At 66.0% G+C, this 20,487-nt stretch carries 22 protein-coding genes; 1 reads left to right on the top strand and 21 read right to left on the bottom strand.

Annotated features, from left to right (window positions below; genetic code table 11):
• Positions 1-27: 27 nt before the first annotated feature.
• Positions 28-2,328 (top strand): coiled-coil domain-containing protein, encoded by a 2,301-nt coding sequence (locus tag MC45_RS04940; RefSeq protein ID WP_038660271.1) that lies wholly within the window; start codon positions 28-30, stop codon positions 2,326-2,328.
• Between the two features lie 16 nt (positions 2,329-2,344).
• Here MC45_RS04940 and MC45_RS19505 read toward each other — a convergent pair whose 3' ends face one another.
• From MC45_RS19505 to MC45_RS05040, 21 genes are all read right to left on the bottom strand, one after another.
• Positions 2,345-2,500, bottom strand: coding sequence for a hypothetical protein (locus MC45_RS19505; protein ID WP_169742522.1), 156 nt, complete (start codon positions 2,498-2,500; stop codon positions 2,345-2,347).
• A 112-nt stretch (positions 2,501-2,612) separates the two neighbouring features.
• The gene (locus MC45_RS04950; RefSeq protein ID WP_038660276.1) at positions 2,613-2,897 is read right to left on the bottom strand and encodes a DUF1467 family protein; all 285 of its coding nucleotides are present in this window, start codon (positions 2,895-2,897) and stop codon (positions 2,613-2,615) included.
• A 5-nt stretch (positions 2,898-2,902) separates the two neighbouring features.
• On the bottom strand, positions 2,903-4,558 hold the full coding sequence (locus MC45_RS04955; RefSeq protein WP_038660279.1) for a ribonuclease J: 1,656 nt from the start codon (positions 4,556-4,558) through the stop codon (positions 2,903-2,905).
• Positions 4,559-4,614: 56 nt separating this feature from the next.
• A complete protein-coding gene (locus MC45_RS04960; protein WP_038660281.1) occupies positions 4,615-5,397 on the bottom strand; it encodes a type III pantothenate kinase in 783 nt (260 codons plus the stop codon).
• A 2-nt stretch (positions 5,398-5,399) separates the two neighbouring features.
• Entirely contained in the window at positions 5,400-6,107 is a 708-nt protein-coding gene (locus MC45_RS04965) for a biotin--[acetyl-CoA-carboxylase] ligase (RefSeq protein ID WP_081974336.1), read from the bottom strand.
• Entirely contained in the window at positions 6,104-7,558 is a 1,455-nt protein-coding gene (gene nuoN / locus MC45_RS04970) for an NADH-quinone oxidoreductase subunit NuoN (protein ID WP_038660284.1), read from the bottom strand. Before nuoN ends, MC45_RS04965 begins: the two co-directional genes overlap by 4 nt.
• Entirely contained in the window at positions 7,558-9,087 is a 1,530-nt protein-coding gene (locus tag MC45_RS04975) for an NADH-quinone oxidoreductase subunit M (RefSeq protein ID WP_038660287.1), read from the bottom strand. Before MC45_RS04975 ends, nuoN begins: the two co-directional genes overlap by 1 nt.
• Positions 9,084-11,243 carry an NADH-quinone oxidoreductase subunit L gene (gene nuoL, locus MC45_RS04980; protein ID WP_038660290.1) on the bottom strand — a complete coding sequence of 720 codons (2,160 nt, stop codon included), beginning with the start codon at positions 11,241-11,243 and terminating at the stop codon, positions 9,084-9,086. The genes MC45_RS04975 and nuoL overlap by 4 nt, the downstream gene beginning before the upstream one ends.
• A 6-nt stretch (positions 11,244-11,249) precedes the next feature.
• Entirely contained in the window at positions 11,250-11,555 is a 306-nt protein-coding gene (gene nuoK / locus MC45_RS04985; RefSeq protein ID WP_038660292.1) for an NADH-quinone oxidoreductase subunit NuoK, read from the bottom strand.
• Complete coding sequence (locus tag MC45_RS04990; protein ID WP_038660296.1) at positions 11,552-12,163, bottom strand: NADH-quinone oxidoreductase subunit J; 612 nt, start codon at positions 12,161-12,163, stop codon at positions 11,552-11,554. Before MC45_RS04990 ends, nuoK begins: the two co-directional genes overlap by 4 nt.
• A 43-nt stretch (positions 12,164-12,206) precedes the next feature.
• Positions 12,207-12,692, bottom strand: a complete 486-nt coding sequence (gene nuoI, locus MC45_RS04995) for an NADH-quinone oxidoreductase subunit NuoI (protein WP_038660298.1) — start codon at positions 12,690-12,692, stop codon at positions 12,207-12,209.
• Positions 12,689-12,820 (bottom strand): hypothetical protein, encoded by a 132-nt coding sequence (locus MC45_RS19910; protein ID WP_281177483.1) that lies wholly within the window; start codon positions 12,818-12,820, stop codon positions 12,689-12,691. Before MC45_RS19910 ends, nuoI begins: the two co-directional genes overlap by 4 nt.
• Positions 12,817-13,842, bottom strand: coding sequence for an NADH-quinone oxidoreductase subunit NuoH (gene nuoH / locus MC45_RS05000; RefSeq protein WP_137897071.1), 1,026 nt, complete (start codon positions 13,840-13,842; stop codon positions 12,817-12,819). The genes MC45_RS19910 and nuoH overlap by 4 nt, the downstream gene beginning before the upstream one ends.
• Before the next feature lie 26 nt (positions 13,843-13,868).
• Complete coding sequence (locus MC45_RS05005) at positions 13,869-14,102, bottom strand: hypothetical protein (protein ID WP_038660304.1); 234 nt, start codon at positions 14,100-14,102, stop codon at positions 13,869-13,871.
• Positions 14,102-16,105, bottom strand: coding sequence for an NADH-quinone oxidoreductase subunit NuoG (nuoG, locus tag MC45_RS05010; protein ID WP_038660307.1), 2,004 nt, complete (start codon positions 16,103-16,105; stop codon positions 14,102-14,104). Before nuoG ends, MC45_RS05005 begins: the two co-directional genes overlap by 1 nt.
• Positions 16,105-16,815, bottom strand: coding sequence for a hypothetical protein (locus tag MC45_RS05015; RefSeq protein WP_156143772.1), 711 nt, complete (start codon positions 16,813-16,815; stop codon positions 16,105-16,107). Before MC45_RS05015 ends, nuoG begins: the two co-directional genes overlap by 1 nt.
• Positions 16,812-18,116 carry an NADH-quinone oxidoreductase subunit NuoF gene (nuoF, locus tag MC45_RS05020; RefSeq protein ID WP_038660313.1) on the bottom strand — a complete coding sequence of 435 codons (1,305 nt, stop codon included), beginning with the start codon at positions 18,114-18,116 and terminating at the stop codon, positions 16,812-16,814. The genes MC45_RS05015 and nuoF overlap by 4 nt, the downstream gene beginning before the upstream one ends.
• Positions 18,116-18,361, bottom strand: coding sequence for a hypothetical protein (locus tag MC45_RS05025; RefSeq protein ID WP_038660316.1), 246 nt, complete (start codon positions 18,359-18,361; stop codon positions 18,116-18,118). Before MC45_RS05025 ends, nuoF begins: the two co-directional genes overlap by 1 nt.
• Positions 18,361-19,029, bottom strand: coding sequence for a complex I 24 kDa subunit family protein (locus tag MC45_RS05030; RefSeq protein ID WP_038660320.1), 669 nt, complete (start codon positions 19,027-19,029; stop codon positions 18,361-18,363). The genes MC45_RS05025 and MC45_RS05030 overlap by 1 nt, the downstream gene beginning before the upstream one ends.
• A complete protein-coding gene (locus MC45_RS05035; RefSeq protein ID WP_038660323.1) occupies positions 19,029-19,256 on the bottom strand; it encodes a hypothetical protein in 228 nt (75 codons plus the stop codon). Before MC45_RS05035 ends, MC45_RS05030 begins: the two co-directional genes overlap by 1 nt.
• Positions 19,253-20,464 (bottom strand): NADH-quinone oxidoreductase subunit D, encoded by a 1,212-nt coding sequence (locus tag MC45_RS05040; protein WP_038666501.1) that lies wholly within the window; start codon positions 20,462-20,464, stop codon positions 19,253-19,255. The genes MC45_RS05035 and MC45_RS05040 overlap by 4 nt, the downstream gene beginning before the upstream one ends.
• Positions 20,465-20,487 lie beyond the last annotated feature (23 nt).

Raw genomic sequence — 20,487 nt, forward strand, 5'->3', positions numbered from 1 at the left:
GGTTCGCCATCGAAGAACGGGGGTTCCATGATCATCGACATGCGGGCAGACAGCGCCACCAGCGACGCTTACGCCTCTGGTGAGCACGATCGGATCGGCGGCTATATGGCGGAAAACGAAGGCGAATGGCAGGCCGAGCCGCTTCCCTGGACGGACGCGGCCGAGCCGGAGTCGCCCCGGTCCGCATGGCTGCCGCCGGTGATCGCGCTGCTCGCCTCGCTGCTCTGGCTGGGCGGCATGCTGTGGCTGGCGCGCGATCAGCTGCCGTTCCTGCTGCCCGTCGACCTCGCGCAGTTCATCGCCGCGCTCGCGGTCGTGCCGGTGCTGATCGGCATCGTCTACCTTCTCGCGATGCGGACCAGCCGGCGCGAGGCGCGGCGGTTCGGCGCCACCGCCGCGGCGATGCGCGCCGAGGCCGCGAGCCTCGAACGCACCGTCGCGATGCTCTCGCACGCGCTCGACGGCAACCGCCGCCAGCTCGCCGAGCAGGTCGCGACGCTCAAGACCATGGGCGACACCGCCAGTGAGCGCCTCACGTCGGTCAGCCGGGGCATGGCCCAGCAAATCGACCAGGCGGAAGCCCACGCCTACGCCCTCTCCCAGGCCGCCACCGATGCGCAGCAGAGCCTCGGCGTACTGCTTGCCTCCTTGCCGCGCGCGCAGGCCGATGTCCTCGATATCCAGCATCTGCTCGACGATACCGGCCTTGCCGCGAGCGAGCATGCCGCGGCGCTGTCGGCGCAGCTCGCCGCGCTCGCCGAACGTGGCCGCGAGGCGGAGAACGTCACCGGTAGCGCGGCGCAGAAGCTCGCGGCGCATATCGCCTGCATGGAGGCGACCAGCGAAACCGCGAGCGCACGGCTCGAAGCCGTTACCGGCAGCATGTCGGACGCGGTCGACGGCCTGCTCGACCGTACTGCCGATGCCGTCGACGAGGCGCGCAAGGGCATCGCCGTGCAGGGCGAGGCGATGCTGGCGATGCTGCGCGTCAATCAGGCGGCGCTCGACAGCGCCGCGCGCGACAGCGTCGATGCGCTCACCGAGCGGGTCGCGGGGCTGGAGGACGTGATCGATCGCGTCACGTTGCGCCTGCACGACCAGCGGATGGCGAGCGAGGAACTGCTCGCCGGACTCGACGGCGGCATCGGGCAGGTCGAGACCCGCCTCGACCAGCTTCACGTGCACGGCGTCGAACGATCGCAGATGCTCGCCGCGTCGATCAGCGCGCTCGGCGGCTCCGCCGACGCGATGACCGAGGCGTTACGCGCTGGCGACGTCATGGCATCGCGGACGATCTCCACCACCGAATCCTTGCTGATCGCGCTCGATGCCGCGGCGCGCGAGATCGACGAGACGCTGCCCGAGGCGCTCGGCCGGCTCGATGCCAAGGTCCTGGCCAGCAAGCAGGTCGTCGTCGCCGCCAAGCCCGAACTGCTGGCTTTGGTCGCCGCCGCGGAAAGCACACACGAGGCGATCGAGGCGATCGCGGGCGTCATCTCCGAGCAGAGCGGCACGCTGGATCAGCTTTCGGGCACCCTGCTGCAGACGTTGAGCGAGGGGCGTGCCAAGGCGGATGCGCTCGGCATGATGGTCGACGAGACGATCGAACGGACCCACCGCTTCGCCGAGGACGCCGCGCCGCGGCTGGTCGACGCCTTGCTCCGCGTCCGCGAGACCGCGACGGTCGCTGCCGACAAGGCGCGGGAAACGCTTTCCGCGGTCATCCCGGATGCCGCGGCGCAATGGGAGCAGGCGGGCGCCGAGGCGATGCGCCGCGCCACCGGCGACACCGTCGAGCGTCAGGTCCGCGCCATCACCGATGCGACCGGTGAAGCGGTCGAGGCGGCGACCCGCGCGACCGAGCGCCTGTCCGCACAGGTCCGCCAGATCCTCGAACAGACCGCGCTGGTCGAAGCGAAGATCGATCAGGCACGCAACGAGCGCGACGAGGCGGAACACGATACGTTCGCCCGTCGCGCCTCGCTGCTGATCGAATCGCTCCACTCGGCGTCGATCGACATCACCAAGGCGTTCGCGCCCGAAATATCGGACAGCGCCTGGGCGGCCTATCTGAAGGGCGACCGCGGCGTCTTCACCCGCCGTGCGGTCCGCGTGCTCGACCCCGCCGACGCCCGCGACATCGCCCGGCTGTACGACGACGACGAGACGTTCCGCGAGGCGGTCAATCGCTACATCCACGACTTCGAGAGCATGTTGCGCAACATCCTCGCCCAGCGCGACGGCTCGCCGCTCAGCGTGACCTTGCTGTCGTCCGACATGGGCAAATTGTACGTGGCTCTGGCGCAGGCGATCGAGCGGCTGCGCTGAGCCACAGGCACGGCGATCAGTTGATCGTCGTATGTTCCGGCGAGGATCGATCGTCGGTGAGATCGTCGATCGCCATCGCGATGCGCGCGGCGATATGGTGCCGCCCCTCCTCGTCCATCAGCACGAGCGCGCGGGTCAGCAGATCGAGCGTCTGAAGGCTGGTCGGGGTCACGCGCGCGGCCTTCCACGATCGGGCGGCCCCGGCGGCCACCCTGTCCCGCACCATAACAGATGCAGGACGCGGAATGCTGGCGGCGAGATGACATCGGCGTCATCTCGCCCGCTCACACCGCGTTATACACCGCCTCGCGATTGAAGAGGTCAAGCATCTGCGGCGTGACCCAGCCGAAGCGGTAATTGGCGAAGAACAGGACGAACAGCAGGGTCGCGACGATCGTCACGCGGATCGCAAGCCGGCCGAGGCGGAAGTCGTGCGGGGCGCTTTCGGCCTGCCCGGCGACATAGTCGCCCCCCACCTCGCGCGTCGTGCGGACGCCCCAAGGCAGGACAAGGAAGACCGAAAACGCCCAGAACAGGACGTAGATCGCCAGCATCGACGTCCAGCGCACGGGGATCAGGCCTCGACGATCAGCACGTCGACGATCGGCTTCTTGCCGGTCCAGCGAGTCGCGACGCGACGTACCGCGAGGCGGATGTCCTCGCGACGCCGGTCGAGCTCGCGCTTCTGGCCCTTCATCGCCTCGGCAGCGGCTTCGGCGGCATCCTCGACGAACGCGGCGCGATCCTCCTCGACCGGCACGCCCTGTACCCGGATCTGCGGCCGGCCGAGCGCGCGCCCGTCGCGACCGATCGCCACCGCGACCGAGATCTGGCCGTTGATCGCCAGACGGCGCCGCTCGTTGATCGTCGAGCCGTCCGCCGGCAGGATCACGTCGCCGTCGAGCACCAGCCGGCCGACACCGGCATTGCCGATCTTCTCGACCTTGCCCGGCAGCAGGCGCAGGATGTCGCCGTCGCTCTGCACGATCGACTGCGGCACGCCCTCGCTCAGCGCGAAACGGGCATGCTCCATCATGTGGCGCATTTCGCCGTGGACGGGGATCAGCACCTCGGGGCGGATCCACTTGTACATCTGGGCGAGTTCCGGGCGGCCCGGATGACCGGAGACGTGGACGTGCGCCTGACGCTCGGTAATCATCACCACGCCCTTGCCCGCCAGCGTGTTCTGGATCTTGCCGATCGCCACCTCGTTGCCGGGAATCTGCTTCGACGAGAAGATCACCGTGTCGCCAAGGTCAAGCTTGATCGTATGCGAGCCGTCGGCGACGCGGGCGAGCGCGGCGCGCGGTTCACCCTGGCCGCCGGTGGCGACGATCAGCACCTTGTTCTTGGGCAGGCGCATCGCCGTCTCGGGATCGACCGTCTCGGGGAAGTCGCCGAGATAGCCGGTGGCACGCGCGACCTTCAGGATCCGGTCGAGCGAGCGGCCGGTGACGCACAATTTACGCCCGGTCTCCTTGGCCACCTGACCCAGCGTGTGCAGGCGCGCGGCGTTCGAGGCGAAGGTGGTGACGAGCACCCGCCCCTTGGCCTTGGCAACCTGTTCGGCAAGCCCGACCCGCACCGACGCTTCCGACCCCGACGCGTCCTTGTTGAAGACGTTGGTCGAGTCGCAGACGAGCACGTCGACACCCGCATCGCCGATCCGGCTGAGCTGTTCGGGGCTGGTCGGCTTGCCGATCACCGGGGTGGGATCGAGCTTCCAGTCGCCGGTGTGGAACACCCGGCCGGCCTTGGTCTCGATGACCAGCGCATTGGGCTCGGGGATCGAATGCGACAGCTCGATGAAGCTGACGCCGAACGGCCCGATCTGCACGCCGGCGATGCCGCCGTCCTTGCCCGGCTGGATGACGCGCAGCTTGACGCGATTGGCGTTGCCCTCTTCCTCCAGCTTGCCGCGGATCAGCCCGGCAGTGAAGGGCGTCGCGTAGAGCGGCACGCCGAGGTCCTCGGCGAGATACGGCAGCGCGCCGATATGATCCTCATGGCCGTGGGTCAGCACGATGCCGACGAGATCGTTGATGCGATCCTCGATGAACGAGAGATCGGGCAGGACGATGTCGATGCCGGGATAGGCCGCATCGGCGAAGGTCACGCCGCAATCGACCATCAGCCATTTGCCGGCATGGCCGTAGAGATTGACGTTCATGCCGATCTCGCCGGAGCCGCCGAGAGCACAGAAGAGAAGTTCGTTGGTCTTGGGAGTCATTTAGGTCTTTCAAAGAATGTGGCGCCCGGCGGGCCGATGGATGGCGCGAGCGCGTCTCAGCCGATATGGGCGTTTTGGTACATGATCGCCAGCCCCTGTATCGTCAGGTCCGGCTCGATGACGTCGAACACGTCGGTATGCTGTTCGAACAACGTGGCGAGGCCGCCGGTGGCGATGACCTTGACCGGGCGGCCGATCTCCGCCTTCATCCGTCCGACCAGCCCTTCGATCATCGCGATATAGCCCCAATAGATGCCGATGGTCATCTGATCGACGGTGTTGCGGCCGATCACGCTGCCGTTGTTCTTGGGCGCCTCGATCGCGATCCGCGGCAGCTTGGCGGCGGCGCTGACCAGGGCGTCGAGCGACAGGTTGATCCCCGGCGCGATGATGCCGCCCTTGTAGGCGCCCGAATAATCGCTCGCGTCGAAAGTGGTCGCGGTGCCGAAGTCGATGACGATCAGGTCGCCGTCATGCAGCGCATGCGCGGCGATGGTGTTGACGGCGCGGTCGGCGCCGAGGCTCTGCGGCTCGTCGACGTCGAGCACGATGCCCCATTCCACCGGCGCGCGGCCGGCGATCAGCGCCTCGCTGTGGAAGTATTTCTGGGCCAATACCTGGAGATTGTGCAGCGCGCGCGGCACGACGGTGGCGATGATGACCGCGTCGATCTGGCTGCGGTCATGGCCTTCGAGCGCGAGCAACTGGCTGAGCCAGACGGCATATTCGTCGGCGGTGCGCCGCGGATCGGTGGCGATGCGCCAGCGTGCCTTGATCGTCCGCCCCTCGACCAGCGCGAAGACGACATTGGTATTGCCGGCATCCACCGCGAGCAGCATCGTCAATCCTTCAGGACAGAAACGTCGGCGGCGTGAATGACATGCCGCTCGCTCGACGCCAAGCGCAGGATGAGCGCGCCGTCCGCGTCGAGCCCGTCGAACAGGCCGTCGCGCGTGCCGCCGTCCGGCAGTCGCACGCTGAGCGCGGTGCCGACCGGATGCGCTGCGGCGAGCCAGGCATCGCGGACCGCGGCAAGCCCCTGCCCGCGCCACACCGTCAGCCAGCGGCCGAAGGCTTCCGCCAGTACGTCGAGGAAAGCCTCCGCAGTCACCACGGCCCCGGCGGCGGCGAGGCTCGTCGTCGCGCGATCGGGAAGATCGGGGTGATGCGCCAGATTGACCCCGATGCCGACCACCACCGCGTCCTCGCAGCGCTCGAGCAGGATGCCGGACAGCTTGGCGTCGCCGATCAAGAGATCGTTGGGCCATTTCAGCCGGGCAGCGTCGGGCAAGAAGACGCTGACGGCTCGATGCAGCGCCACCGCGGCGACCAGCGCCAGCGTCGCAGGCTGGGGATCGGCGGGGCGCAGGTGGACCAACGTACTGGCGTAGAGATTGCCGGGCTCGGACACCCATTGGCGCCCGAGCCGGCCCTTGCCGGCGGTCTGGCGCTCGGCGCGGAGCCAGAGCCCCTCCTCGGCGCCCTGGCGCGCGAGGAGGCGCATGTCGGCGTTGGTCGAGCCCGTCTCCGCGACGGTCCGGATCGTCAAATCGCCGGGAACAGCGCGCGCGCCGCAGCCATCGTCCAGCCGCCGAGCAGCGGAATCGCCAGATAGCCGAGCGGCGAGACGAAGGCGGCGGTCAGCACGATCAGCCCGCCCTCGACCGGGTTGTTGCCCTTCGGGAAGGCCGGTGCCGGCTCGTCGAAGTACATCGTCTTGACGACGCGCAGATAGTAGTAAGCGCCGATCGTCGAGGCGGCGATACCGATCACGGCGAGCGGGAACAGGCCGGCGCGCACCGCGGCGTCAAACACCGCAAACTTCGCGTAAAAGCCGAACAGCGGCGGGATGCCGGCGAGGCTGAACATGAAGATGGCGAGCGCGGCCGCAAGGCCCGGGCGGGTGCGCGACATGCCGGACAAAGCCGCAATGCTTTCAACGGGTTGGCCCTCGTCGTCGCGCATCTGCAACACGATCAGGAACGAGCCCAGCGTCATCGCGATGTAGATCGTCATATAGATCAGCACGCCCGACACGCCTTCGGGCGTGCCGGCGGCGAGACCGACGAGCGCGAAGCCGACATTGTTGATCGACGAATAAGCGAGCAGCCGCTTGATGTTGGTCTGGCCGATCGCCGCCACCGCGCCGAGCAGGATCGAGGCGAGCGCGGCGAAGATCACGATCTGGCGCCACTGGTCGGTCGCCGGCCCCATCGCCTCGACCGCAACGCGGACCGCGAGGCCCATCGCCGCCACCTTGGGTGCGGAGGCGAAAAAGGCGGTGACCGGCGTCGGCGAGCCTTCGTAGACGTCCGGCGTCCACATATGGAACGGCACCGCGGCGATCTTGAAGGCGATACCCGCGAAGACGAAGACCAGGCCAAACAGCAGGCCGAGCGACTGCGGACCCGCATAAGCGGCGGCGATGCCGGTGAACAGCGTGGTGCCCGAGAAGCCGTAGACCAGGCTGATGCCGTAGAGCAGGATGCCGCTCGCCAGCGCGCCGAGCACGAAATATTTCAGGCCCGCCTCAGCCGAGCGCGTGTCGCGGCGCATGAAGCTCGCCAGCACATAGGCGGCGAGGCTCTGGAGTTCGAGGCCGACGTAGAGCGTCAGCATGTCGCTCGCCGAGACCATCAGCCCCATGCCGGCGGCGGACAGCAGGATCAGCACCGGATATTCGGGACGCAGATCGTCACCGTGCGTGCGCTGGAAGAAGTCGGGCGCGATCACGATGCTCACCGCCGCGGCGACGAAGATCAGCACCTTGGCGAAGGCGGCGAAGGCGTCGGCACGATACAGGCCGTCGAACGCCGCCCCGCCGTAGCTGGCCGGGCCGAGCAAGGCGAGACAGGCGCCGGCGAGCACCGCGACCGCGGTCCACGAGACGGCCCGCGTCGACGCCGATCCGCCCCAGGCGGACACCAGCATCAGGACGACGGCGCCCGCGCCGAGGATCACCTCGGGCAGGGTCATGGCGAGATTGGCGGCGTAATCCATCAGTGAGCAATTCCGTGGGCGGCAGGCGCCGTGGCGAGGGGCTTGCCGGCAGTCGGCTGGGAATCGGAGACGGGCGTCGCGCGATCGATGCGGGCGAGCAGCACGCCGACATCCTTGCGCATCGGCGCCATGAAGCTCTCCGGATAGACACCCATCCACAAAGCGACGGCGGCGATCGGCGCGAGCAGCCACAATTCGCGATGCGACAGATCCTGCATCTCGCGCACATCGTCCGACTTGATCTCACCGAAGACGACGCGACGATAGAGATACAGCATATAGGCCGCGCCGAGGATGATGCTGGTCGTGCAGAGCAAGGCGATCCAGGTCGACACCTGATAGGTGCCCATCAGCGCCAGGAATTCGGCGACGAAGCCGCTGGTTCCGGGCAGGCCGATCGACGCCATGGTGAAGAACAGGAAGAAGAGCGCGTAGCGCGGCATGTTGATCGCCAGACCGCCGTAGCGGCTGATCTCGCGGGTGTGCAGCCGGTCATAGATGACGCCGACGCACAGGAAGAGCGCACCCGACACCAGCCCGTGGCTGAGCATCATGATCATCGCGCCCTCGATCCCCTGCCGATTGAAGGCGAAGAGGCCGATGGTGACGATCGCCATATGCGCGACCGACGAATAAGCGATCAGCTTCTTCATGTCGGACTGCACCAGCGCGACGAGCGAGGTGTAGATCACCGCCACCGCCGACAGGCCGAAGATCAGCCAGGTAAGCTGGCCCGAGGCTTCGGGGAACATCGGCAGGCTGAAGCGCAGGAAGCCGTAGCCGCCGAGCTTAAGCAGCACGCCGGCGAGGATCACCGACCCCGCGGTCGGCGCCTGCACGTGCGCGTCGGGCAGCCAGGTATGGACCGGCCACATCGGCATCTTCACCGCGAACGAGGCGAAGAAGGCGAGCCACAGCCAGGTCTGCACGTGCGCCGGGAAGTCATAGGCCTGCAACGCCGGGATGCTCGACGTACCGGCGGTTTGCGCCATGTAGAGCATCGCGATCAGCATCAGCAGCGAGCCGAGCAGCGTGTAGAGGAAGAATTTGTACGAGGCGTAGATGCGGTTCACCCCGCCCCAGATGCCGATGATCAGATACATCGGGATCAGCCCTGCCTCGAAGAACAGGTAGAAGAGGAACAGATCCTGCGCCGCGAAGGTGCCGATCATCAGCGTTTCGGTGAGCAGGAACGCCGCCATATATTCGGGCACGCGATTGGTCACCGAGCGCCAGCTCGCGCCGATGCAGATCGGCATCAGGAACACGCTGAGCATGATGAGCATCAGCGCGAAACCGTCGATGCCGAGATCCCAGCGGAAGAAGCCGAACGCCGGGCCCTGCTCGACGAACTGCCATTGCGCGCCACCGATATCGTAATTGGCCCACAGCAGGATGCCGAGCGCCAGATCGACGAAGGTGGCGGCCAGCGCCAGCATACGGGCGGTGGCGGCGGGGACGAACAGGCAGGCGATCGCCGCGAGCGCGGGGATCAGCAGCATGATCGAGAGGATGGGCAGCCCGCTCACTGTGCGATCGCCCAGGTGACGACGGCGGTCAGACCGATCAGCATGACGAAGGCATAGGTATAGACATATCCGTTCTGGAGCCGGCCCGCGAGCCGGCTGGAGAGCTGCACCACCCAGGCCGAACCGTTCGGCCCGAACCGGTCGATCGTCTGTTCGTCACCGCGATGCCACAGCAGACGGCCGATGGCGAAGGCGGGACGGACGAAGATCAGGTGGTAGAGTTCGTCGAAATAATATTTGTGGACGAGGAAGCGGTACAGGATGCGGAACTGGTCGGCGACCGCCGCCGGGAAGCTCGGCGCCTTGATATAGGCATACCAGGCGGTGAACAGGCCGAGCAGCATCGCGATCGTCGCCGACAATTTGATCGGCACCGGCACCTCGTGCATCGCGTGCATCAGATGTTCGCGGAAGGCGATGTCGCCCTTCCAGAACAGCTCGCCCGCATCGGGTTCGATGAAATAGCGGTGGAAGACGAAGCCCGCTGCGATCGCGCCGATCGACAGGATGACGAGCGGCACCAGCATCGGCCACGGACTCTCGTGCGGGTGATAACCACCGGTCCCCGCGGGCAGGTCCTGCTGCGACGCGCCGTGCGTCGACGGCCGATCGCCGCTGTCCTCGGCCTGCGCCGGATTGCCGTGCGCCTCGTCGGCGTGATGCGCGTCATGCCCATGCGCGTGGTGCGCATCGTGTCCGTGCGCGTCGTGCGCATGATCGTCATGGCCGTGGCCATGCGCGTCGTGCAGCGCGTGCTGGATATGCTCCGACGCGGCCCAGCGCGGCTTGCCCCAGAAAGTGAGGAACATCAGGCGCCACGAATAGAAGCTGGTGATCAACGCGACGAGCACGCCGACGAACCACACGCCCGGTTCGCCCGCCGCCCAGCCGGCCTCGATAATCGCGTCCTTCGAATGGAAGCCCGCGAAACCGATGCCGAGCGGATTGCCGAACACCGCGGGCAGGCCGACGCCGGTGATCGCCAGCGTACCCATCATCATGCCCCAGAAGGTCAGCGGGATGCTTTTGCGCAGCCCGCCGTAATAGCGCATGTCCTGCTCGTGGTGCATCGCGTGGATCACCGAGCCCGCCCCGAGGAACAGCAGCGCCTTGAAGAAGGCGTGCGTGAACAGGTGGAACATCGCCGCGCCATAGGCGCCGACGCCCGCCGCGAAAAACATATAGCCGAGCTGCGAGCAGGTCGAATAAGCGATGACGCGCTTGATGTCGGTCTGCACCATGCCGACGGTCGCGGCGAACAGGCAGGTCGCGGCGCCGACCGCCATCACGACGTGCAGCGCGGTCGGCGACATTTCGAACATCGGCGACAGGCGGCAGACCATGAAGACGCCGGCGGTGACCATCGTCGCCGCGTGGATGAGCGCCGACACCGGGGTCGGGCCTTCCATCGCGTCGGGCAGCCAGGTGTGCAGGCCGAGCTGCGCCGACTTGCCCATCGCGCCGACGAACAGCAGCAGGCAGAGCACCGTCATCGTATCGACGCGCATGCCGAGGAAGCCGATCGTCGAGCCCGCCATCGTCGGCGCCGCGGCGAGGATCGCCGGGATCGAGACGGTGCCGAACACCAGGAAGGTGCCGAAGATACCCAGCATGAAGCCGAGATCGCCGACGCGGTTGACGACGAACGCCTTGATCGCGGCGGCATTGGCGGACGGCTTGCGGAACCAGAAGCCGATCAGCAGGTAGGAGGCGAGACCGACGCCTTCCCAGCCGAAGAACATCTGCACCAGCGTATCCGCGGTGACGAGCATCAGCATCGCGAAGGTGAACAGCGACAGATAGGCGAAGAAGCGCGGCTGGTCCGGGTCCTCGCTCATATAGCCCCAGCTATAGAGGTGGACGAGCGCCGACACGCTGGTGATGACCACCAGCATGATCGCGGTGAGCTGGTCGACACGCAGCGACCAGTCGACCGCCATGTCGCCGCTGACGATCCATTTGAGCACCGGCACGACGGTCGCGGTGTTGGTGCCGGCGAGGAAGCCGAGGAAGATCGGCCAGCTCAGCAGGCACGATAGGAACAGCGCGCCGGTGGTGATCGCCTTGGCCGGCACGAAGCCGATCGCCTTGTTGCCGAGCCCGGCAACGATCGCTGCCAGAAGCGGCAGGAACACGATGAAGAGGATGGAGGTCACCTGTATTTAGCCCTTCATCCGATTGACATCGTCGACCGCGATCGTGCCGCGGCCACGGAAATAGATCACCAGGATCGCCAGCCCGATCGCCGCCTCGCCGGCGGCGACGGTCAGCACGAACATCGCGAAAACCTGCCCGACGAGATCGTGGAGATAGGCGGAGAAGGCGACGAGGTTGAGGTTCACCGCGAGCAGGATCAGCTCGATCGCCATCAGGATGACGATCAGATTCTTCCGGTTGAGGAAGATGCCGAGCACACCCATCGTGAACAGGATCGCCGCCACGACCAAATAATGCGTCAACCCAATCACAACTGCACCCCCTCGCCGACCGTCGGCTGGACGTTGCGCGTCGCATCCTGCGGACGGCGCGCATTCTGGCGGCTGATGTTCTGGCCGCGGACGCCGCCACGCTGGCGATGCGTCAGCACGATCGCGCCGATCATCGCGACGAGCAGGACGAAGCCCGCCGCCTCGAACACGAAGAGATAGCGCGTATACAGCAACTGCCCCATCGCCTGGATGTTGGGCACGTCGCCGTCGATCGGCGCGATGCGGCGGCTGATCTTGAGGCCGCCGGCGCTCCAGGCGCCGATGCCGATCAGGATTTCCGCCGCCAGCGCGACCGCGAGCGCGAGGCCGAGCGCGGCATAGCGCGCGACACCGGCGCGCAATTGCGCGACCTCGATGTCGAGCATCATCACCACGAACAGGAACAGCACCGCCACCGCACCGACATAGACGATGACGAGGAGCATCGCGATGAACTCCGCCCCGACGAGCACCATCAGCCCCGCCGCGTTGAAGAAGGCGAGAATCAGCCACATCACCGAATGAACCGGATTGCGCGACGAAATCGTCATCGCCCCCGAACCGATCACGATGATCGCGAAGAGATAAAAGGCTATGGCCTGGATCACGAGTTGGTCGGCCCCCTAAGCCCGGAATCGAATGCGGCGCGCATTAACGGTATGGCGCATCGGCGGCAAGGTTCGCCGCGATCGCGCTTTCCCAGCGGTCGCCATTGTCGAGCAGCTTGGCCTTGTCGTAGATCAGCTCCTCGCGCGTCTCGGTCGAGAATTCGTAATTCGGCCCCTCGACGATCGCATCGACCGGGCAGGCCTCCTGGCACAGACCGCAATAGATGCATTTGGTCATGTCGATGTCGTAGCGCGTCGTGCGGCGGCTGCCGTCATCGCGCGGTTCGGCCTCGATCGTGATCGCCTGCGCCGGGCACACCGCCTCGCAGAGCTTGCACGCGATGCAGCGTTCCTCGCCGTTCGGATAGCGGCGCAGCACGTGCTCGCCGCGGAACCGCGGGCTGACCGGGTTGCGCTCATAGGGGTAGTTGATCGTCGCCTTGGGCTTGAAGAAATACTTCAGCGTGAGGGCGTGCGCCTTCACGAACTCCCACAAGGTGAACGACTTGATGATCTGTGCGACGCTCAAGAGCCCAATCCCGTCATTCGGTCGATCACGACGACCATCAATCCGATCGCGACGCCGATCAGCGCCCGATTCCGTAACGCCTGCGGCCGAAGGCCGCGGGCGATCATCCATTCGCTGGCCCGGCTCATCCGCCGACCGGCACGCGGATCAGCATCAGCACGCCCGACACCAGGAACACCCAGAACAGCGACAGCGGCAGGAACACCTTCCACCCCAGCCGCATCAGCTGGTCGTAGCGGTAGCGCGGCACCGTCGCCTTGACCCAGCTGAACACGAAGAAGAAGAACAGCATCTTCGCGAACAGCCAGATGATCCCGGGCACGTAATAGAGCGGCGCCCAGTCGATCGGCGGCAGCCAGCCGCCCCAGAACAGCGTCGCGTTGAGCGCGCACATCAGCAGCACGTTGGCATATTCGCCGAGCCAGAAGAGCGCGAAGCTCATCGAGCTATATTCGGTCTGATAACCGGCGACGAGCTCGCTCTCCGCCTCGGTCAGATCGAACGGCGCGCGCTGCGTCTCGGCGAGGCTGGAGATGAAGAACATCACCGCCATCGGGAAGAGCAGCGGGTTGATGCCGAAGGCGTTGATGTGGAGGTTGAGCGTGCTGGTCTGCGCCAGCACGATGCCGCTGAGGTTGAACGTCCCCGCCCACATCACCACCGAGATGAGGATGAAGCCGATCGCGACTTCGTAGCTCACCATCTGCGCGGCGGCACGCAGCGCCGAGTAGAAGGGATATTTGGAGTTGGACGCCCAACCCGACAGGATCACGCCATAGACGCCGAGCGACGAGGCGGCGAGCACGTAGAGCAGGCCGACGTTGATGTCGGCGAGCACCACGCCCGCCCCGAACGGCACCACCGCCCAGACGATCAAGGCCACCGTGAAGGTGATGATCGGCGCGAGCAGGAACAACGTCCGGTTCGCGGCGGCGGGGACGATCGTCTCCTGCAGGAAGACCTTGAGGCCGTCGGCGAACGACTGGAGCAGGCCGAACGGGCCGACGACGTTGGGGCCGCGACGCAGCGCCATCGCCGCCCAGATCTTGCGATCGGCATAGATGATCATCGCCACGGCCAGCATCAGCGGCAGCGCGATGACGAGGATGCCGACGATCGTCGCGACGAACCATGCCCAGCCGTAGGACATGCCGACGGTCGTGTTGAAGAAATCGGTCACTGGTCGACTCCAGTCTGGGTCGACGCAAACCACTGGTCGAACCGCAGCAAGACGAAAGCGGCGATCAGCGGCAGCAGCGCCGACGTCAGCGACGCAGACAACCCGAACAACGGATTCGGCCGCACTGGCACCCCGAAAACCAAGGCAAGCGACCCGACGAAATTGATCGCCGCGATTACGAGCAGCACCGCCGGCCCCACATGGATGACCTTACGATAGAAGGGACTCATCACTCCGCCGCCTCCGCGAACGTCTCGCCATGGACCAGTTCGGCCGAACAGCGCTGCATCGTCGGGGACGCGCGGCAGATGGCGTTGGTCAGATAGAAATCCTTGATCGGATAGCCGGTGAGGCTCCCCTGCCCGGCACCGTCGAGCGCCGGCGGGTTCCACTCATAGCCGGCGAGCTCGCCGACGTTGCGCAATGCGGGGACCTCGGCGGTCATCGCCTCGCGCAGCCCGGCGAGGCTGTCGAACGGCAGCGTCGTACCGAGCACTTCCGACAAGGCACGGAAGATCGTCCAGTCCTCGCGCGCATCGCCCGGTGCGAACACCGCGCGCTCGCCACGCTGGACGCGGCCTTCGAGATTGACCCAGGTGCCCGACTTCTCGGCATAGGTCACGCCCGGCAGGATGACGTCGGCATGATGCGCGCCGGTGTCGCCGTGATGGCCGACATAGACCTTGAAGCCGCCGAACTTGGGGTAATCGACCTCGTCCGCGCCGAGGAAGAAGGTCACCGCCGCGTTCGACAGATCGGCGATGCCGCCCTTCTGCGCATAGCCGAGCATCAGCCCGCCCATCCGGCTCGCCGCCATATGGACGACGTTAAAGCCGTTCCAGCCGTCACGCACCAGATTGAACTGCTTGGCGAAGGCGAGCGCGGCGCCATGGCCGCCCTTTAGCGCACCGCCGCCGACGATGACCATCGGCTTGGCGGCATCGGTAAAGAGCTTGGCGACCGCCTCGGGCAGATTGCCGAGCAGCGACAGATCGGCACCCAGCCATTCGACCTTGTAGGTCAGCTCGGTCTCCGGCCCGATCGCGAAGACCTTGGCACCCTTCTTGATCGCCTTGCGGATGCGGGTGTTTACCAGCGGCGCTTCCCAGCGCAAATTGGTGCCGACCAGCAGGATCGCATCGGCCTCTTCGACGCCGGCGATCGTGGTGTTGAAATTGACCGCGGCGAGGCTCGACGTGTCATAGTCCATGCCCGTCTGCCGCCCTTCGAGCAGCGACGAGCCGAGCTTCGCGAGCAGCGCCTTGGCGGCGTACATCGTCTCGCAGTCGACCAGATCGCCCGCCACCGCGGCGACGTTCGCGCCCGCGGCTTCGACCCTGGTCTTGATGACCGCGAACGCCTCGTCCCAGCTGACCGGGGCGAGCTTGCCGTCACGGCGGACATAGGGACGATCGAGGCGACGACGGACGAGGCCGTCGACGTGGTGGCGCGTCTTGTCGTGCGCCCATTCCTCGTTGACGTCCTCGTTGATGCGCGGGACGCAGCGCAGCACCTGACGGCCGCGGCTGTCGAGGCGGATGTTGGTGCCGACCGCATCCTGCACGTCGATGGTGAGCGTCTTCTTGAGCTCCCACGGCCGCGCTTCGTACGAATAGGGCTTCGAGGTCAGCGCGCCGACCGGGCAGAGGTCGACGACGTTGCCACTCAGCTCGCTGGTCACCGCCTGTTCGAGATAGGAGGTGATCTGCATGTCCTCGCCGCGATAGATCGCGCCGATCTCCTCGACCCCGGCGACCTCTTCGGCGAAGCGGACGCAGCGGGTGCACTGAATGCAGCGGGTCATGATCGTCTTGACGATCGGACCCATATACTTCTCGGTCACCGCCCGCTTGTTCTCGGTGTAGCGGCTATGGCCCTTGCCGTAAGCGACCGACTGGTCCTGCAGATCGCATTCGCCGCCCTGATCGCAGATCGGGCAGTCGAGCGGGTGGTTGATGAGCAGGAATTCCATAACGCCCTCGCGGGCATTCTTCACCATTGGCGTGGTGGTGAAGACTTCCTGATTGTCCGCGGCGGGCAGCGCGCACGAGGCCTGCGGCTTGGGCGGCCCCGGCTTCACCTCGACGAGGCACATGCGGCAATTGCCGGCGATCGACAGCCGTTCATGATAGCAGAAGCGCGGGATTTCCTTGCCCGCGGCTTCGCACGCCTGGAGGACCGTCGCGCCCTGCGGCACCTCGACCTCGATCCCGTCTACTTTCAGCTTCGGCATTACTTGGATTCCTGCGACGCGGGACGCACCGGTGGCACGACACCGCGATAAAGAACTTCGCCCAACGCGCCCTCGAGAATGATCTTGCCCAAAGTCAACTTTTGTCCACTCGGCAGACATTGCGAGATATTCGGGGCCAATGCGGCGAATGCCGCATTCTGCGCCGGACTGGCGGTCCGTGCCATGACCACCGCTTTCGCGTCTACAGGATCATGCTCGACGACGCATTGCGCCAGAACGAGCAAACCCATCTGGATATTGCGATCGCCATCGGCCGTCGTTGCCTGCGTGTTGGCGTCGAACGGCACCGCCGGCAACTGCCACGCCACCTTTCTTATCCCAGCCTCGGACCGACGGCGATACAATTCGACGAACAGCGCTCCGCGCAGCAACATCGGCTTGAACCGCATCATGCCGCTTGCCAGACACTCGCTATCCGCCATCGGCGCCAGCGCGCTCGTGTTCACGTCCTCGGCAGGCAGGGTGAGCAACCGGGCAACCCGGCCCGACTGGCGATCGACGGTGCAGCGTGCGAACTCCGCCATTGCAATCCGGCCGCGATCGGCCGCCGACAGGCCCGGCGTCTCCGGCAGCCGCGCGCGGCGGGGGATCGGGATGTTGGTCCCGGTATCCGCCTCGGTCTGCTTCTGTGCGATCGCCCCGGAGGCGATCGACAGTCCGACCATTGCCAGGACGAGCGAAGACCTCACTCGGCAGCTTCCTGCATCGGCGTCAGATCGCCGCCGCTACGTTCGTTGATCCGGCGCTCCAGCTCGGGGCGGAAATGCTTGATGAGACCCTGGATCGGCCAAGCCGCGGCATCGCCGAGCGCGCAGATCGTGTGACCCTCGACCTGCTTGGTGACCTGATGCAGCGTATCGATCTCGGCGATGTCGGCGTCGCCGGTGCGCAGCCGCTCCATCACGCGCCACATCCAGCCGGTGCCTTCGCGGCACGGCGTGCACTGGCCGCAGCTCTCATGCTTGTAGAAGTAGGAGATGCGGCTGATCGCACGGACGATGTCGGTCGACTTGTCCATGACGATCACCGCCGCGGTGCCGAGGCCCGAACCGACCGCCTTGAGGCCGTCGAAATCCATCGGCGCGTCGACGATGTCCTTCGCCGGCACCAGCGGCACCGACGAGCCGCCCGGGATCACCGCGAGCAGATTGTCCCAGCCGCCGCGGATGCCGCCGCAATGCGTCTCGATCAGCTCGCGGAACGTCAGGCCCATCGCGTCCTCGACCACGCACGGCTTATTCACATGCCCGCTGATCTGATAGAGCTTGGTGCCCTTGTTGTTTTCGCGGCCGAAGCCCGAGAACCACGATGCCCCGCGGCGCAGGATCGTCGGTGCGACTGCGATCGACTCGACGTTGTTGACCGTCGTCGGGCAGCCGTAGAGGCCCGCGCCGGCCGGGAACGGCGGCTTCAAACGCGGCTGGCCCTTCTTGCCCTCGAGGCTTTCGAGCATCGCGGTCTCTTCGCCGCAGATATAGGCGCCGGCGCCGCGATGGACGAAGACGTCGAAGTCATAGCCCGAACCGCTGGCGTTCTTGCCGATCAGCCCCTTGTCGTACGCCTCGGCGACCGCGGCGAACAGCGTCTCCGCCTCGCGGATATATTCGCCGCGGATGTAGATATAGGCCGCACGCGCGCGCATCGCATAGCCGGCGATCAGCGCGCCCTCGATCAGCTTGTGCGGATCGTGGCGGATGATCTCGCGGTCCTTGCACGAGCCGGGTTCGGATTCGTCGGCGTTGATGACGAGGAAGTTCGGCCGGTCGGGCTTGGGCTCCTTGGGCATGAACGACCATTTGGTGCCGGTGGGGAAGCCCGCACCGCCACGGCCGCGCAGCCCGCTCGCCTTGATGACGTCGATGATCGCGTCCTGGCCGAGCGCCATCAGCGCCTTGGTATTGTCCCAGTCGCCACGCTTCAGCGCCGCTTCGAGGTTCCACGGCTGGAACCCGTAGACGTTGGTGAAGATGCGGTCTTTATCGGCAAGCATCAGGCGTGTCCGTCCACGAGATCGAGGCGCTGCTTGACCCGGCGCATGTCGCTCGACAGGCCGTCGACGCCCTGCTGGACCGCGGCCAGATGGGTATCGATGCCGAGCAGGCGATGCTCCATCGCCGTCTGCCGCAATTCCATATTGATCATCCGGTCCTTCACATCGGACATATCACCGCGGATGCCACGGAGCATCTCGGTGATGAAGCGGGTATCGCCGACCGTCGGATGTTCGTCAGACATTATGCCCACTCCCCCCGATAATCATGATTGGCGTCGACCATCGCGGTCAGCGTCGTCGGGCCACCCTCCGGGCAGCTCGTCTGGCGGCCGATCGTCGACCCGGCCTTGGGCGTCTCGCCATTGGCGAGCGCCTCGAGCACCGCGACGGTACGGTCGTAGTCGAGGTCTTCGTAATTGTCGTCGTTGATCTGGACCATCGGCGCGTTGGCGCAGGTGCCGAGACACTCGACCTCGGTCAGCGTGAACATGCCGTCCGGCGTCGTGCCGCCCTTGACCAGCCCGCGGTTCTTGCAGGCGGCGAGCACGTCGTCCGAGCCGCGCAGCATGCACGGCGTGGTGCCGCAGACCTGCACATGATAGCGGCCGACCGGCGCCAGGTTGAACATCGTGTAGAAGGTCGCGACCTCGAACACGCGCATGTACGGCACGCCGATCTGACGCGCGACGAACTCGATCACCGGCACGGGCAGCCAGCCCTGCGTCTGCGTCTCGGCGCCGACCTGGCGCTGGGCGAGGTCGAGGAACGGGATCGACGCGGACTGCTCACGGCCCTTGGGATAGCGTGCGAGGATCTCGTTCGCCTTCTTCTGGTTCTCTTCGTTCCAGGCGAAGCCACCCCAGCGGGCGCGGGTCTCGGCTTCGTCGGGAATGTGTGCTGCTTCAGCCATTATTCTCCACCCCGCAATTCCATGCGGCGCTCCACCCGGGTCAGTCGCTCGTCAAAGCGGTCCATGCGGGCGTTCAAACCGGAAATCGACAGCACCATGTTGCCCAGATGCTCTTCCACAACGGTCATGCGCAACTTGATGTCGTGCATATCACCTTCGATATTCGACAAGCGATCATCGATCCGGCGCAACCGCTCCAGGATCAGGTTTTCCACGTTACCGGTCACCGGTCGCACTCGCCGAACACGATGTCCATCGCACCGAGGATCGCGGTGGTGTCGGCCAGCATGTGGCCACGGCTCATGAAGTCCATCGCCTGGAGATGGCTGAACGCGGTCGGCCGGATCTTGCAGCGATAGGGCTTGTTCGAGCCATCGGAGACGAGGAACACGCCGAACTCACCCTTCGGGCTCTCGGTCGCAACATACACTTCGCCGGCGGGGACGTGATAGCCCTCGGTGTACAGCTTGAAGTGATGGATCAGCGCTTCCATCGACTGTTTCATCTCGGCGCGCTTGGGCGGCACCACCTTGCGGTCGGTCGAGGCGATCGGCCCCTCCGGCATGTCGCGCAGGCACTGCTTCATGATCCGCGCCGACTGGCGGACCTCCTCGACGCGCACCATGAAGCGATCGTAGCAATCGCCGCGGGTGCCGACGGGGATGTCGAATTCCATCCGGTCGTAGACGTCATAGGGCTGCGACTTGCGCAGGTCCCAGGGGATGCCCGCGGCGCGGATCATCGGCCCCGAGAAGCCCCAGGCGATCGCATCCTCGCGGCTCACCGTCGCGATATCGACGTTGCGCTGCTTGAAGATGCGGTTGTCGGCGACGAGGCTGATCGCATCCTCGAACAGGCGCGGCAGGCGCGTGTCGAGCCAGTCGGCGATATCGGTGAGCAGCTTGAGCGGCACGTCCTGATGGACGCCGCCCGGCCGCATGTAATTGTGATGCATGCGCGCGCCCGAGGCACGCTCGAGGAAATTGTAGCAATCCTCGCGGATCTCGAACATCCACAGGTTCGGCGTCATCGCGCCGACGTCCATGACGTGGCTGCCGAGGTTCAGCATGTGGTTGGAGATACGGGTCAGCTCGGCGAAGAAGACGCGCAGATACTGGGCGCGGATCGGCACCTCGATATCGAGCAATTTCTCGATCGCGAGCACGAACGTATGCTCCATGCACATCGGCGAGCAATAATCGAGGCGATCGAAATAGGGGATCGCCTGCGCATAGGTCTTGTATTCGATCAGCTTCTCGGTGCCGCGATGCAGCAGGCCAACGTGCGGATCGATCCGCTCGATGATCTCGCCGTCCAGCTCCATCACCAGCCGCAGCACGCCGTGTGCGGCAGGATGCTGGGGGCCGAAATTGATCGTGTAATTCTGGATCGTGACGTCGCCCTCGGTCGGATGCGCCGGGCTGGTGACGTGCATCAGCTCGTCGACATAGGGATCGA

The sequence above is a fragment of the Sphingomonas taxi genome, assembly GCF_000764535.1.
GTDB lineage: Bacteria > Pseudomonadota > Alphaproteobacteria > Sphingomonadales > Sphingomonadaceae > Sphingomonas > Sphingomonas taxi.